This is a genomic window from Microbacterium sp. TNHR37B, assembly GCF_001620065.1.
Classification (GTDB): Bacteria; Actinomycetota; Actinomycetes; order Actinomycetales; family Microbacteriaceae; genus Microbacterium.
The window spans coordinates 76,083-89,268 of sequence record NZ_LQGV01000003.1 but is presented as its reverse complement, the minus strand read 5'-3'; the positions used below and the strand labels follow the sequence as shown (position 1 = coordinate 89,268).

General features: G+C 70.2%; 15 protein-coding genes. 6 read left to right on the top strand and 9 right to left on the bottom strand.

Going from position 1 to position 13,186, the window contains the following annotated elements; all coding sequences use genetic code 11:
• Nucleotides 1–26 precede the first annotated feature (26 nt).
• Nucleotides 27–800: an SDR family oxidoreductase gene (locus tag AVP41_RS08750; protein WP_197464302.1), complete on the top strand. Its 774-nt coding sequence runs from the start codon at nucleotides 27–29 to the stop codon at nucleotides 798–800.
• A gap of 21 nt (nucleotides 801–821) precedes the next feature.
• Here the strand turns inward: AVP41_RS08750 and AVP41_RS08745 are convergent, their stop codons facing one another.
• Complete coding sequence (locus tag AVP41_RS08745; protein WP_067165723.1) at nucleotides 822–2,258, bottom strand: MFS transporter; 1,437 nt, start codon at nucleotides 2,256–2,258, stop codon at nucleotides 822–824.
• A 174-nt stretch (nucleotides 2,259–2,432) separates the two neighbouring features.
• Between AVP41_RS08745 and AVP41_RS08740 the strand changes: the two genes are divergently transcribed.
• From AVP41_RS08740 to AVP41_RS08730, 3 genes are read left to right on the top strand one after another with little or no spacing between them, the layout of a single operon-like run.
• Entirely contained in the window at nucleotides 2,433–2,933 is a 501-nt protein-coding gene (locus AVP41_RS08740) for a phosphoribosyltransferase (protein WP_067163386.1), read from the top strand.
• Nucleotides 2,933–3,634 (top strand): uracil-DNA glycosylase, encoded by a 702-nt coding sequence (locus AVP41_RS08735; protein WP_082829124.1) that lies wholly within the window; start codon nucleotides 2,933–2,935, stop codon nucleotides 3,632–3,634. The genes AVP41_RS08740 and AVP41_RS08735 overlap by 1 nt, the downstream gene beginning before the upstream one ends.
• 29 nt (nucleotides 3,635–3,663) lie before the next feature.
• Nucleotides 3,664–4,275 carry a GNAT family N-acetyltransferase gene (locus AVP41_RS08730; protein ID WP_067163381.1) on the top strand — a complete coding sequence of 204 codons (612 nt, stop codon included), beginning with the start codon at nucleotides 3,664–3,666 and terminating at the stop codon, nucleotides 4,273–4,275.
• Here the strand turns inward: AVP41_RS08730 and AVP41_RS08725 are convergent.
• The 8 genes from AVP41_RS08725 to AVP41_RS08690 form a co-directional block, all read right to left on the bottom strand.
• Nucleotides 4,258–4,572, bottom strand: a complete 315-nt coding sequence (locus AVP41_RS08725; RefSeq protein ID WP_067163379.1) for a protealysin inhibitor emfourin — start codon at nucleotides 4,570–4,572, stop codon at nucleotides 4,258–4,260. The genes AVP41_RS08730 and AVP41_RS08725 overlap by 18 nt on opposite strands.
• A 25-nt stretch (nucleotides 4,573–4,597) precedes the next feature.
• Nucleotides 4,598–5,710 (bottom strand): M4 family metallopeptidase, encoded by a 1,113-nt coding sequence (locus AVP41_RS08720; RefSeq protein ID WP_067163376.1) that lies wholly within the window; start codon nucleotides 5,708–5,710, stop codon nucleotides 4,598–4,600.
• A gap of 53 nt (nucleotides 5,711–5,763) precedes the next feature.
• Nucleotides 5,764–6,555: an ABC transporter ATP-binding protein gene (locus tag AVP41_RS08715; protein WP_082829123.1), complete on the bottom strand. Its 792-nt coding sequence runs from the start codon at nucleotides 6,553–6,555 to the stop codon at nucleotides 5,764–5,766.
• Nucleotides 6,552–7,340 carry an ATP-binding cassette domain-containing protein gene (locus tag AVP41_RS08710; RefSeq protein WP_067163374.1) on the bottom strand — a complete coding sequence of 263 codons (789 nt, stop codon included), beginning with the start codon at nucleotides 7,338–7,340 and terminating at the stop codon, nucleotides 6,552–6,554. Before AVP41_RS08710 ends, AVP41_RS08715 begins: the two co-directional genes overlap by 4 nt.
• On the bottom strand, nucleotides 7,337–8,242 hold the full coding sequence (locus AVP41_RS08705; RefSeq protein ID WP_067163372.1) for an ABC transporter permease: 906 nt from the start codon (nucleotides 8,240–8,242) through the stop codon (nucleotides 7,337–7,339). The genes AVP41_RS08710 and AVP41_RS08705 overlap by 4 nt, the downstream gene beginning before the upstream one ends.
• On the bottom strand, nucleotides 8,239–9,189 hold the full coding sequence (locus tag AVP41_RS08700) for an ABC transporter permease (RefSeq protein WP_067163369.1): 951 nt from the start codon (nucleotides 9,187–9,189) through the stop codon (nucleotides 8,239–8,241). Before AVP41_RS08700 ends, AVP41_RS08705 begins: the two co-directional genes overlap by 4 nt.
• Complete coding sequence (locus tag AVP41_RS08695; RefSeq protein WP_067163367.1) at nucleotides 9,186–10,697, bottom strand: ABC transporter substrate-binding protein; 1,512 nt, start codon at nucleotides 10,695–10,697, stop codon at nucleotides 9,186–9,188. The genes AVP41_RS08700 and AVP41_RS08695 overlap by 4 nt, the downstream gene beginning before the upstream one ends.
• A 171-nt stretch (nucleotides 10,698–10,868) precedes the next feature.
• Nucleotides 10,869–11,810 carry an alpha/beta fold hydrolase gene (locus tag AVP41_RS08690; protein WP_067163364.1) on the bottom strand — a complete coding sequence of 314 codons (942 nt, stop codon included), beginning with the start codon at nucleotides 11,808–11,810 and terminating at the stop codon, nucleotides 10,869–10,871.
• A gap of 124 nt (nucleotides 11,811–11,934) precedes the next feature.
• On the opposite strand from AVP41_RS08690, the gene AVP41_RS08685 reads away from it, so the two are divergent.
• Together AVP41_RS08685 and AVP41_RS08680 are read left to right on the top strand one after the other, a co-directional pair.
• A complete protein-coding gene (locus AVP41_RS08685) occupies nucleotides 11,935–12,441 on the top strand; it encodes a carboxymuconolactone decarboxylase family protein (protein ID WP_067163362.1) in 507 nt (168 codons plus the stop codon).
• Nucleotides 12,434–13,159, top strand: coding sequence for a tyrosine-protein phosphatase (locus AVP41_RS08680; protein WP_067163360.1), 726 nt, complete (start codon nucleotides 12,434–12,436; stop codon nucleotides 13,157–13,159). Before AVP41_RS08685 ends, AVP41_RS08680 begins: the two co-directional genes overlap by 8 nt.
• Nucleotides 13,160–13,186: the final 27 nt, after the last annotated feature.

Below are 13,186 nucleotides of genomic sequence, written 5' to 3'. Positions count from 1 at the left end.
GAGGCCTCGTGTCGTAGCGTGGGGGGATGACGCGACGCGCAGTGGTCACCGGGGCGAGTTCGGGAATCGGGCAGGCGGTGGTCCACTCCCTGCGGAGCTGCGGATGGGACGTCGTCGGGGTGGCGCGCCGCGCGGACAGGCTGGCCGACCTCGACTCCGCCGTGGGATCGCGCTCGTTCGCGGCGGACCTCACCGCGCAGGCCGACGTCGATGCGCTCGCCGCCCACATCTCCGACACCGGTCCGCTGCACGCGCTCGTGCACGTCGCGGGCGGCGCGCGCGGAACCGACCGTGTCGAGGACGGCGACCCGGCCGACTGGCGGTGGATGTTCGAGGCGAACGTCCTGTCGGCTCAGGCGGTGACCGCCGCCCTCCTGCCGCATCTTCGCGCGGCGATCGCAGACGGCGGCCACGCCGACACCCTCTACGTCACCTCCACGGCCGCCCAGACGGCGTATCCCGGAGGAGCCGGCTACAACGCCGCGAAGGCGGGGGAGTCCATGCTCGTCCGGGCCCTGCGACTCGAGCTCAATGGAGAGCCGATCCGGGTCACCGAGATCGCGCCGGGCATGGTCTTCACGGAGGAGTTCACGCTCCATCGACTCGGCGGCGACCAGGCGGCCGCCGAGAAGGTCTACGAGGGGGTCGCCGACCCGCTGACGGCGGCAGATGTCGCCGACGTCATCGCGTACGCCCTGAACGCGCCGGGCCACGTGAACCTTGACCTGGTGACCATGCGTCCCGTCGCTCAGTCGGCGCAGCACCTGCTCGCTCGTGGCGCGCTGCGCCCTCGCCGCTGATCGTCTCCGGAGGCCCTGCGATCAGCCGACGGCTTCGGGCGCGTCGGCGAAGGCGACTTTCGGCACGAACAGGAGCAGGAGCGCGGCGAGGAATCCTCCTGCCGCGCAGATCGCCCAGACCGTGAGGTATCCGCCGAGGGAGGCGGCTGTCTCGCTCGCGACGACTCCCGCCCCTCCGGCCAGCACGACGCCGAAGACGGCGGAGGAGAACGCGCCGCCGACCGTCTTGGTCGTGTTGGTGAGGGCCGAGGCCACGCCCGTCTGGCCCCGCGGAGCGGCCGCGGCGGCTGCGGCGGGCATCGCGCCCACGAGCGCACCGCACCCGAGGCCCGCGATCGACAGGTTCAACAGCACCTGCCAGAGCTGCAGGTGGAAGGGGAGGAACAGCGCGTAGCCGAGACCCACGAGCACCGCAGCGACGATGAGGACAACGCGCGGGCTCGCGCGGCGTGAGGTCACCGCGAACAGCACGGCGCCGATGATGAGCGACACGAGGTAGATGCCGATGACGTTCGAGCGCTCGGTCGCGTCCAGCCCCAGTCCGTAGCCGAGCGACGGGTCGGTGCCCACATACGTCGACAGTGGCCCTTGCGCTCCGAGGAGACTGATGCCGATGAGGAATGCCGTCGCCTGCACAGGCCACATCTCCGGCCGCGCGACGACCCGGAGGTCGATCGCAGGATCGTCCTGGCGCCGTTCGAAGAAGACGAAGCCGACGAGCACGGCGACTCCGAGGAGGAGGAGCGCCCAGACCCCCGTCCAGGCGAGGGGGCCCAGGCCCAGCTTTCCGATCAGCCGCATCCACGCCAGGGCGCTGGTGACCAGCAGCAGCCCCCATGCGAGGATCACGAATCCCCAGGTGTCCAGCGACCGACCCGGCTGGGGCGTGGACTCCGGCACCCAGAGCCAGATCACGACGACGATCACGCTCACCGCCACCGCCGGGACGATGAGGGTCAGGGTGAGGTCGCCGCCGGTGGCGGCGTAGATCCGTCCGGCCGCGAGCGCGCCGATGATGGCCCCGGCCTGGAGGCCCACGACGAGGAGGCCCGCCGCGCGGCGGGTGAGGGACACTCCGCGGTTCTGCGTGCGTCCGCGTTCGAAGATGAGCGCGATCTCCAGCGGCAGCCAGACGACGTAGAAGCCCTGGAGTGCCCAGGCGATGAGGAAGGACCAGAACGACCCGGCGAAGGCCACCCACCAGGTGGCCCCCGCCGTCAGGATGGCGGCGATCAGCAGGATCCGCTTGTGGCCGTACATGTCGCCGAGCTTGGCGAGGATCGGCACCACCAGTGCCGACAGGAGGAGCTGCGCCGCCTCGAACCAGTTGACGTCGGAGTCGTGGACGCCGAGAGCGACGACGATGTCGCTGAACAGGGGGACGTAGTACCCCTGCAGGATGCCGGAGACGATCTCGACGAGGATGAACCAGCCGATCAGCCCGGCGGTGATCCCCATCGTGGATGTTCGGAGAGCGGACAGACGCGAGGACGGGGCGAGGCCGCCGAGGTCACGAGGGGTGGGCACGGCGTCAGTCTAGGACCGTCCTCCGGCGGGGCCTCTGTCCGACGCCCCGGGGAATCGGCGCCCCCTCTCCGGCCGTAGGCTGGCACGGAGGCGAGGAGGACGACAGTGACGCAGGAGCGCGAGACGCTGACGTGGGAAGGGTTCGGTGCGGCAACCCGTGCGTTGTCGCGGCGCATCGTGGCGGACGGGTTCGCGCCCGACGTGGTCGTGGCGATCGCTCGCGGGGGCCTGCTGCCTGCGGGGGCGGTGGCCTACGGACTCGGGGTCAAGAGCTGCGGTGCTCTGAACGTGGAGTTCTACACCGGCATCGGCACGGTGCGCGATGCTCCCGAGGTCTTGCCGCCGGACCTCGACCTCGGCTATCTGCCCGGAAAGCGTGTCCTGCTCGTGGACGATGTGGCCGACAGCGGGCGCACTCTCGCGCTCGCCGTGAAGCTTCTGGCCGACGTCGGAGCCGACGTGCGATCGGTCTGCATCTACACCAAGCCCGGCGCGGTGGCCCTCCCCGACTACTCGTGGCGCGAGACGGCGCAGTGGATCGACTTCCCTTGGTCGGCCCAGGGCACTGTGGTCGAGGAGGACGCCGGGCGCGAGCGGAGCGCATGATGGCCCGGACGCTCGACCAGCTCGCCGCCGACGGACTGATCGACCCGGAATGGGCGGACGCCCTGGCTCCCGTCGCCCCCGACATCGCCGCGCTCGGCGAGAGACTGCGCGCAGAGACGGCGGCGGGCCGCGGCTACCTGCCGGCCGGCGACCGCGTGCTCCGGGCCTTCGGCCGGCCGTTGCGCGACGTCAAGGTACTGATCGTCGGGCAGGACCCCTACCCGACGCCGGGTCATCCGATCGGCCTGTCGTTCGCCGTCGACGCTCATGTCCGCCCTCTGCCGCGCAGTCTCGCCAACATCTATCAGGAGCTGGAGACCGACCTCGGGATCCCGCGTGCCGCGCACGGTGACCTCTCCGCGTGGAGCGACCAGGGCGTGATGCTCCTGAACAGAGTGCTCACGGTGACGCCCGGAGCACCGGCCTCGCACCGCGGCTGGGGATGGGAGAAGGTGACCGAGCACGCCATCCGTGTCCTGGTGGCACGAGGCGTCCCCCTCGTCGCGATCCTCTGGGGGCGCGACGCCGCGGGGCTGCGTCCTCTCCTCGGTGAGACGCCCGTGATCGCGTCGGCCCATCCCTCACCGCTGTCGGCGCACCGCGGCTTCTTCGGCTCTCGGCCGTTCTCGCGCGCCAACACGCTCCTCGAGCAGCGGGGGGTTTCGCCCGTGGACTGGGCGATCCCGGCGCGCGACACATGATCGTCATCCGCCGCCCGTAGGCTGTCGGCATGCTGGAGGAGGAGTACGAGACCGGTCGCCGTCGGCTGCCGCGGCACCTGCATCGTGCCGCCGAACCCGAGCGCCCCTTTTCATTCGAGATCCGCCCGGCGCAGCGCACCGACATGGCCGATGTGCGCGAGATCTACAACTACTACGTGACCAACTCGGTCGTCACCTTCGACGAGAAGCGGTGGTCGCACGCGCAGTGGGTCGAGAAGTTCGACTACCTGCACAAACTCGGCCTTCCCTTCCTCGTGGCGGTCTCGCCCGGCGGCCAGATCCTCGGCTACGCGCTCGTCTCTCCGTGGACGGGAAAGTCGGGGTATCGCTATACCGTGGAGAACTCGGTCTACCTCGGTCAGGCTGCCACGGGCAAGGGGCTCGGACGCGCGCTGCTGGAGGCGCTGATCGCGGCGTGCGAGGAGTTGGGGATTCGCGAGATGGTCGCCGTCATCAGCGACAAGGGGGCGGAAGCGTCCGTGGCTCTGCACGAGAAGCTCGGGTTCGTGGAGGTCGGCCGGATGGGACGCGTCGGACACAAGTTCGGACGCTGGCTGGGCACGATCTACCTGCAGAAGCATCTCAGCCCGAAGAAGAAGCGCTCACTCTTCCGCCGCTGAGGACGGCGACCGCGTCGCATCGGCCGCGCGGACGGCGTCGACGAGAGTGCGCCACGGGCCCTCGAGCTCGGACTCGCTCAGCTCGACGTGCCGGGTGTCTCCGTCTTGCATGGCGGTGAGCGACCAGCAGAAGCGGTCGGCGCCGACGGCGATCCCCGAGGTGGCGGAGCCCGCGTCCGGCCACGGGCAGGCAGCGACCAGTGCTGCCCATCGGTCGTCCTGGTCGCGGGTGCCATCCACCGTCCAACGACGCACCAGCCCGGCGATGCCGCCCGTGCGCTCGACGGCGATGGACACGTGCGGCGGGGGGACAGGCGGCGTCTCAGGCGATGGCTGCATCCTCGATCACACCGACTCCGGTCCAGGCTGACCGGACGGCGATGTGCTCCTCCGAATTCTCACCGTACTCTCGCGCGGCGGTGGTGATCGTCGCGTGCGCGAACGCCGCGAAGTCGCTCGTCGAGGTCAACGAGCCCGATGTGAGTGTGAGGTACCAGATGCGTCCCGCCCGCTCCCACGCGTAACCGCCGAGCGCGGTCGCCGCGGCGTGGAAGGCCTTGTTCGGGATCCCGGAGTTGATGTGCACGCCGCCGTTGTCGGCGGTGGTCTCGACGTAGTCGCGCATGTGCGCCGGCTGTGGATCGCGGCCGAGCACGTCGTCGTCGTAGGCGGTTCCGGGCGCGCTGAGGGAGCGCAGCGCGACGCCGTGAACCGCGTCGGTGAAGATCTCCGCCCCGATGAGCCAGCTCGCCTCGTCGGCCTGCTGTCCGGCAGCCCGCTGGTCGACGAGGGCGCCGAACACGTCCGCGATCGACTCGTTGAGGGCGCCCGACTGCCCCGAGTAGGTCAGGCCGCCCGCGCTTTCGATCACGCCGTGGGTGAGCTCGTGCGCGATGACGCTGAGGGAGCGGGTGAAGCCCGTGAACACCTCGCCGTCGCCGTCACCGAAGACCATTCGCTCGCCGTTCCAGAACGCGTTGTCGTAGCGCTCGCCGTAGTGGACGGTGGCCAGGAGCGCGCCGCCGTGGCCGTCGATCGCGTTGCGCGCGTACTCTTCGGCGAAGAGGGCGAATGTCGCGCCCAGGCCGTCGAAGGCTTCGTCCGCGGCCGGGTCTCCCGTGGCGGGTTCGTCCTCGCGGCGCACGGGGACCCCCGGAAGCGCTTCCCGTCGCCCTGCATCGGAGATGACGCGGTCGGGTGCCGGGGTGGCCTGGAGCACGAGTCCTCCGGCGCCGTCGACCGACAGATCGAGAGTGGCGCGCGAGGGTGGGGACGGGCGGTAGGCGCGAGGAGTGGCCAGGGTGGCGCGCGCGGCCGCGGAGGCGACGCTGAGGTGCGCGGCGCGGGACGCGGCGAGCCGCGCCAGAAGGTAGGCCGGAACGATCGCGTGGGCCGGGCCGTGCGGTGCCTCGGTGTCATCGAGCAGGACGTCCATGACGGTCAGGGTAGTGCGCGCCTCCGACGTCCTCCCGGGACTCTCCCCAGCGCTCAGGGAGCGATCGTGGGGATGGAGGCCAGGAGGTGCCGCGTATAGGCGACCTGCGGGGTCAGCAGCACCTTCTCCGTGGGCCCCTCCTCGACGATCCGTCCGTCCTTCATGACGACGACCTGATCGCACAGGTTCTGCACGACCCCGATGTCGTGGGAGACCAGCACGAGGGTCAGATGCTGCGTGCTCCGGAGCTCGCGGATGAGCTCCAGGATCTGCGCGCGGACGGTCACATCGAGCGCGGACAGCGGCTCGTCGCCGATCAGCAACCGCGGACGGTGCGCGATCGCTCGAGCGAAGGCGATTCGCTGCCGCTGTCCGCCGGAGAACTCGTGCGGGTAGCGGTCGGCCATCTCGGCTTCCAAGCCGACGGCGGTCAGCACTTCGCGGACGCGGGCGCGACGATCGCCGGGCACGCCGAGCGCCCACAGTGGTTCGGCGATGATCCGCCCCACGCTCATGCGCGGATCCAGCGACGCGTACGGATCTTGGAACACGATCCCGGTCTGCCGCCGGAGCCAATGCAGCGACCGAGCGCGCGCACCGGCCGTCACGGCCCGCCCGTCGAACTCGACTGTTCCGGCGGTGGGGGAGTCAAGCCCCAGGAGCAGCCGGACGAGGGTCGACTTGCCCGACCCCGACTCGCCGATCACGCCGAGCGCGCTTCCGTCCCGGACGTCGACGTCGACGTCATCGAGCGCCGTCGTCCATCGGGCGGGGGTGAATGGGGCGCGACCGGGAGTGGGAAACCGGCGGGTCAGTCCGCGGGCCCGCAAGAGCGTGTCGGTCATCCCGCACCTCCCGGGCGCCAGAGCGTCGCCGTGGCGTCGCGCAGCAGGGCCTGGGTCACCGGCGAGGACGGATGGTGCAGCAGCGTGGACAGCGGCCCGTGCTCGACGACACGGCCGTGCTCGAGGACGACGGCGTGGCTCGCGACGCGGGACAGGACGGCCAGGTCGTGCGTGATGAACACGAGGGACATCCCGTCGGAGTCGACGAGCGAGGCCAACAGCTCGAGGATCTCGGCCTGGATCGTCACGTCGAGGGCTGTCGTCGGCTCGTCGGCGATGAGCAGCCGCGGCCGGCAGGCGAGAGCCATCGCGGTCGCGACCCGCTGGCGCTGGCCGCCGGAGAGCTGGTGCGGGTAACGACGGACGATCTGCGCCGGATCCGGCAACCGCACGCGGGTCGCCTCCTCGACCGCCCGTGCCGCCGCCTCTCGTCGTCCCAGCCCCTCGTGGATCCGCAGCGACTCCGCGATCTGGCGCCCCACCGTGCGGATGGGGTTCAGCGCGGTGCGTGGCTCCTGGAAGACGATCCCGATCTCCGCGCCCCGGAGGCGTGCGAGTTCCCGGTCGGGGAGCCCGATCAGTTCCCGGCCGTTCCATCGCACGCTTCCGCGCGCGGTGACGCCGTCGGGGAGAAGCCCCAGCACGGCCATGGCTGTCAGCGACTTCCCGGAGCCCGACTCGCCGATGAGGCCGACGCGCGCGCCGTCGGGAACGTCGAAGGAGACGCCGTCGACGACGCGTCGCCCATCGATCTCGATCTCGAGCCCCCGCACCTGCAGACTCATGCGATCACTCCCGGCTGATGCGCCGCGGCCGCGCGCGCTGCGTCGGCGCGGGATCCGCTCGCGCGCCGCCGCGTCAGGGTGGGATCGGTGGCGTCGCGGAGGGCATCTCCCAGGAGGTTGAGGCCGAGCACGGTGATCGTGATCGTCGCTCCGGGCCACACGACGCTCAGGGGATGGACCGAGATGTAGTCCTGCAGCTCCTTGAGCAGCAGTCCCCAGGACGGCTCGGTCGGTGGTGCTCCGAAACCGAGGTAGCTGAGTCCCGCTTCGGCGAGCACGGCCACCGCCATCCCCCAGGAGAGCTGCACGATGAAGACGGGCGCGACGTTGGGGAGGAGGTGCCGCCAGAGGTTCTGGAAGGGTGTGAGGCCGTTCGCGCGGCCCGCGAGCACGAAGTCGCTGTGAAGGACGCGTCGCAGCTCCGGCCGGGTGACCCGGGCGATGTTCACGCCGAACCCGATGCCGACCGAGACGATCACGACCCACAGGGATCCGCCCCAGACGGCGGAGATCATCATCGCGATCAGCAGCACGGGGAACGCGATGAGGATGTCGACGATCACGGCGACCGTCTCTCGCAGCCATCGCGCCGTGAGCGCGCCGAGGGCCGCCAGAGCGAGCCCCAGAAGCGTGGCGACCACTCCGGCACCGGCGGCCACCCACACGGTCGTACGAGCGCCGGCCATGAGAAGACTCAGGATGTCGCGTCCCGAGCCATCGGTGCCGAGGACGTGCGGCCACGAGGGCATCGCCCAGCGGTTGGCGATGTCGACGCGTTTCGGCTCGAAGGGGAGCCAGAAGAGCGAGACGAGCGCGACGATGCCGATCGCAGCGACCACGATCAGGCCGAAGCGACCCGTCGACGACGCCCACAGGCGCCGGAGCCAGAGGAAGCGGATCATTCGGCCTCCCGCAGACGCGGATCGAGCACGCGATGGACGAGGTCCACGACGAATCCGATCACGAGCACGAGACCCGTGAGCACGAGGAGCTCGCCCTGCACCTTCGGCAGGTCGCGGTTGCTCACGTCGTCGACCAGCATGCGTCCGATGCCCGGCAGTCCGAACAGCTGCTCGATCACGACGGCCCCCACGATGATCCCCGCCACCTGAAGGCCGAGCACCGTGATGATCGACAGGCCGACGTTGGGGAGTCCGTGGCGAAGCAGTGCGCGCGTGCGGGTGAATCCCTGCGCCGCCGCCGTGCGCACGTAGTCCTGGCCCACGGCCTGCAGGGTCGCGGAACGGACGAAGCGCATGAGCATCGCGCCTTCCACGACCCCGATCGTGATCGCCGGAAGGAGGAGAGCGCGCACGGCCGCGACGGGGTCGTTCCAGCCGGCGCGGGGGAAGCCCTGCGCGGGAAGCCAGCCCCACCACACGGCGAAGAGCACGACGAGCATCATCCCCGCCCACACCACGGGCACCGCCGCGATGGTCTGTGCCGTGACGTTCAGCGCCGTGCCGTCGGGGCGTCCGCGACGCAGCGCCGAGAGCACGCCGAAGGGGAGCGCGATCACGAGGGCGATCGTCATCGCCAAGACGCCGAGAGGGAGAGTGACCTCGCTCTTCTCGACGAGCTCGTCGATCACGGGCGTTCCCGTCAGTTGCGACGTGCCGAGGTCGCCGGAGAGGATCCCGGCGAGCCACGACCCGTACTGGGCGATCAGCGGCTGATCGAGGCCCAGGTTCTCCCGAATGGCCTGGATCTGTTCGGGCGACGCGTTGATCCCTGCGATCAGCTGTGCGACGTCGCCCGGCAGCACCCGCAATGCCGCGAAGATCAGCGCACTGGCGACGAGCAGGCCCAGCAGGAGCAGGGCCAGTCGCGTCAGCGCGTACCGGATCACCCCTTGCTCTTGACCAGCTCGGAGAGGTTCAGACGTTCGTTGACGTTGACCGAGGGGAGACCGCTGATGTTGGTGCCGACGGCCACCACAGAGGCCCCGTTGTAGACCCAGTCGGCGGCGTGGTCCTCCGACACGATGCGTGCGGCCTGCTTCAGCAGGTCGGCAGCGCTGGCGTCGTCGGTCGCGGCGATCGACTCGGCGTAGAGGCGCTGAACCTCGGGGTTGTCATAGGTGAAGTAGTAGTCGGGGTTCGCCCAGTTCTCGAAGTCGCGTGCCTCGGTGTGCAGGACGAAGCTCAGGTCGTAGTCCTTGTTGACGTACACGTCGTTGACCCAGGTGGGGAACTCGACCTGGTTGACCTTCAGCGTGATTCCCACGTCGTTGAGGTTCGAGACGAGGATCTGGGAAACCGTGGTGCCGTAGCCGCTGTAGATCGTGAGCGTCAGGGTGAGATCGGACACGCCCGCCTCGGCGAGCAGCGCGCGCGACGCCTCCGGATCGAAGGGCGCGACGTCGGAGAGATCCTCGTACCCCGGGTCGAGCTCGGGGATGGGGCCGTACTGGGTCTGGCCGGCGCCGAGCGCGGTGATGATCGCGTCGTGGTCGATCGCCTGACGGATCGCCTTGCGCACGCGCACGTCGTCGAGGGGTGCCTTGGTGGAGTTGAAGGCGAGGGTGCCTTTGTCGGTCGACTTGCCGACGACCACGGCGAAGTCCCCGTTCGCCTCGATCTTGTCGGTGAGGGTGGCATCGAAGCCGGTCAGCGCGTCGAACTGTCCCGCCAGCGCTCCGCTCAGCGCGGCCTGCGTGTCGGGGACGTAACTGAGGACCACCTCGGCGACTCCCGCCTTCGTGCCCCAATAGTCGTCGTTGCGGGCCAGCGTGATGCTGTCGCCCTGCTTCCAGCTCGCGAGCGTGAAGGGGCCGGTGCCGTTGGCTGCCGTCTTGCGGTCGGTCTTGTCGCCCTTCTCCAGCACGAGACCGGCGCGGCCGGTGAGGTTCCACAGCAGCGTCGAGTCGGGTTCGCTGAGCGTGAGGGTGATCGTCTGCCCGTCGGCCTGGATGTCCTCGACGGCTGCCAGGCGAGCGGAATCGCGATAGGTGTCGTTCTTCTTGACCTGTTCGAGCGACCAGACGACGTCTTCCGGGGTCAGCTCGTCGCCGTTGTGGAAGAGCACGCCTTCCCGCAGCGTGAAAGTGTAGGTGAGTCGGTCGGGAGAGATCTCGAACTCGCTGGCCAGCGACGGGACGATCTTCTGATCGGGAGTGCGTGCGACCAAGCCCTGATAGACGTTGTCGATGAGGATCTGATCCAGCGCCGCCCCGGCGGTCTCGCGGATGTCCAGGTTGCTCGGCTCCAGAACGAGCCGGATGTTCGCGACGGCATTCGGGTCGGGCGTGATCTCGGTCGCCGACGGCGCAGGGGTCGGACTGCTCGTGCACGCGGAGAGCAGCAGCGCGCCGGATGCCAACAGTCCTGCGGCCAGAAGAGCGGATCTGCGGAGCATGTGGGGGTGTTCCTTTCACAGGGGCGGGCGGCGCGTCTGCCTCACGTCTCCGGCTTCTGGAGGTCGTGAGAGCGCGCCCGCCGACTCGGGTGCGCGTAACAGCCTAGGGTCCGCAGCAGGCGTCGGGGGCATCGGCCGTCACGAACGTTCCGGAATCGTCACGCGGGGCCGTCACTCGTCGTCGCCGTGCGCGACGTCGACGATGATCCGGGCCAGTGCCGCGGGCATCTGTTCGTGGACGTTGTGACCCGAGTCCAGCTCGATGACCGTCGCCTCCGGAACCCGCCGCCGGAACTCGGCCACGTCGGCATCGGTCAGGAATCCACGTGCTCCGCGGACGAGCGTGAGAGGCGCGGCGACCGCGGCGAGGTCCTTCCAGCCCGAGGAGGCCAGGGCGTCGCGCATCGCGCCCTGCTTCTCCTGCGCCTCGTCGGCGGCGGCGGAGTCGGCGGCGAGCCGGTTCGCGATGCGCGCGTAGTGGTGCTTCCATTCCACCCTGCCGTCCGCGCGCACGCGGGAGTTCAGGAACACGCCCCGTGCCGCCGCCGCACGATTGCCTCCGAGCCCGAACGCGAGCGCGCGTTCGACGAGCTCCTCGCGCGATGCCCAGTCGATCGGCCCGGCGAAGAACGCCCGGATCTGAGCGGCGCCGCCGTCGGGGTCCATCCCGGGGGTGATGTCGACCACGATCAGCGCGCGTACGAGGTCGGGATGGTGCGCCGCCAACGCGGCGGCCGTAAGTCCGCCCAGGGAATGGCCCACCAGCACGAAGGGAGACCCCGTCCACTCCCGGATCGCTGGCGCGACGTCCTCGGCGAGGCTGGCTCCCGTGTAGTTCTCGTCGTCCCGCCACGACGAGTCGCCGTGCCCGGGAAGGTCGACGGCGATGGCCGGAAGGCCAGTCGCCAGGATCGTGGTGTCCCACGTGTGGGCGTTGAGTCCGCCGCCGTGGAGGAACACGGCGACGGGCGGGCCCTCGCCGAATCGCAGGCCGCTCACCTTGCGGCCGTCCGGCAGCGTGGAGGTGAGTCGCGACACGGGCGGAACCACCTCGACGTCGAGGTCGGCGGCCTGGCCGGGAAGGAATCGGAACTCGTCCGACGCGTCGTCCATCCGGTCATTGTGCCACTTCGGCGGCGGTGTTCGCGGTGGTCGTGTTCGTGCTCTGTCGTCGGGACCTGTCGTGCGGCCGGGCGCCGCCCGCCGCGACCATCGCGCGTCGGCATAGGCTGGCCGCATGACCCACGAACCGCTCCCGGACGCGCCCGCGGAGCGCCGCGTCCACCTCGCGCGTTCCGCTCGACCCGCCTACGACGCGCTGGAGACTTTCGCGCGAACGGTCGGCACGATCGCCGCCGAGGCCGGGATCGAGGATCGCCTCAAAGAGCTGACGCTCCTCTATGCCTCTCAGCTCAACGGCTGTGCGTACTGTCTGCGCGTGCACGGCGATCGTGCCGTCGCGGCGGGAGTGACGGTCGACGAGCTCACGCAGCTGGCGGCCTGGCGTGACTCCGGCGTGTTCTCGGATCGGGAGCGCGCGGCGTTCGAGCTCACGGAGCGGTACGTGTTCATCCACGAGGACGGCATCCCCGATGAGGTCTACGACCGCGTAGGAGGCATTCTCTCGGAGCAGGAGTATGTCGCGATCAGTTGGCTCCTCATCTCCATCAACGCGTTCAATCGACTCACGATCGCGGGACGCTATCCGGTGCCGCCGCGCGGCGCGCGCTCCGGCGATGCGTGAGGCCCCGGACCTCGTCCCCGGTGCGCTGAACTTCCGCGACACCGGGGGACTGGTCGCGGAGGGCGGTCGCACGCGTCCGGGTGTGCTGTTCCGCTCGGGAAACCTCGCCGGGGTCACCGCAGAGGGGCGCGAGGCGATCAGGGCGCTGCGCATTCGCACGGTCGTCGATCTGCGCGACGACACCGAGGTGGCCTACGAGCCCACCGACCTGCGCAGCCTGGATGTCGTGGTGGACCGTGTGCCGTTGTTCGCTGGATCGGTGGCCTCGTTCTTCCGCGCCGACGTCACCCTCGACGCCCTGTACCGCACGATCGTGGACGATTCCGGCGACGCCCTCGTCCGCGTCGCCCGCCGTGTGATCGCCGACGGCCCGGTTCTCGTGCACTGCAGTGTGGGGAAGGACCGGACGGGGGTGAGCGTCGCGCTGGTGCTCGCCGCCGCCGGGGTGGCCGAGGACGACGTGATCGCGGACTACGCGCGCACCGAGGCGGCGCTGCCCGCGGAGCGCAACGCGATGGTCCTGGCCTACCTCCGCCGCACCCACCCCGAGGCGCGGAACCTGGAGACGCTCGCGACCCGCTCCCCGGCACCGGTCATGCGGGGCCTCCTCGATCACGTGCGGCAGCGCTACGGGGGAGCGGCCGGCTACCTCCGTCACCACGGTGTCTCCGAGGAGGAGCTGCACGCCCTGCGCCGAATCCTCGTCATCGAGGACTGAGGTAAGGCTCGCCTTCATTGACGTATA